The following is a 433-nucleotide window of genomic DNA, read 5'->3' on the forward strand; positions in this document are numbered from 1 at the left end:
ATACTCTTCTTAACGGTGTCTTCATCACCAGGTAAGTAAATAGAGTCGATATAACAATTGTGCCAAACCATACCAGTAGGTCTTTCTTCCATAGTTCAAAACCTAAAAACCCAGCTAAATTAGATAGATAGATAACAAATAGCAGGTGAGAAACATAAATGCCTAGAGTGAGGTTAGCAACTGGTTGCACCCACTTACTCTCTCCTAAACTAGGATTGGCCAACAAGAAAAAGAAAAACCCTAAAGCCCAAATAGGGGTACCAAATAAATAATCATGGATACGAAAATCAACATCCCAACTGACAAGATAATAAGCCTCAGCAAAGTGAATCAACATGCCTATCATTAATATGATCAGTGCTTTTACTGAGCTAACCGAAATATTTAATCTGCGAATTTCAAATCCTAAAACGATCATTATTAAGCTGAAGAA

General features: G+C 36.0%; 1 protein-coding gene. It reads right to left on the minus strand.

Features of this window, described 5'->3' with window-relative positions:
- The coding region (locus AB4585_RS26930) for an acyltransferase family protein (RefSeq protein ID WP_372171798.1) at window positions 1-418 on the minus strand (418 nt) is incomplete at its 3' end.
- Window positions 419-433: the final 15 nt, after the last annotated feature.

The organism is Vibrio sp. 10N.222.49.C9 (genome assembly GCF_041474985.1).
GTDB classification, from domain to species: domain Bacteria; phylum Pseudomonadota; class Gammaproteobacteria; order Enterobacterales; family Vibrionaceae; genus Vibrio; species Vibrio crassostreae_C.